General features: G+C 55.3%; 1 protein-coding gene. It reads left to right on the forward strand.

Features of this window, described 5'->3' with window-relative positions; genetic code table 11:
• Nucleotides 1-349, forward strand: a 349-nt coding sequence (locus tag F8C76_RS19420; protein WP_211372204.1) for a LysR family transcriptional regulator, incomplete at both ends; no start/stop codon positions are given.

The raw sequence follows: 349 nt of genomic DNA on the forward strand, positions 1-349 counted from the left end.
GGGATAAACCTGCACATTTATCTCAGGAATTTCGATATGTCAGCCAAAATTACACTGGATCAGTGGCAGGCGTTGCTGGCTGTGGTGGATGAGGGAGGCTATGCCAGCGCTGCTGAGGCCCTGAATAAGAGCCAGTCGGCGATTAGCTATGCGGTGCAAAAGATAGAAACCGAGCTGGGAGTGCGCGCCTTCACTCTGGAAGGGCGACGCGCCAAGCTCACTGAAACTGGACAAATGCTGTATCGCCAAGCCAAAGTGCTGGTGGAGGAAGCTAACCGCTTAGAAAGCGCCGCCATTCAGCTCAGTCAGGGTTGGGAGCCGCTGGTACGGGTAACGGCCGACGGGTTAT

The sequence above is a fragment of the Flagellimonas olearia genome, from assembly GCF_009184425.1.
Classification (GTDB): domain Bacteria; phylum Bacteroidota; class Bacteroidia; order Flavobacteriales; family Flavobacteriaceae; genus Flagellimonas; species Flagellimonas olearia.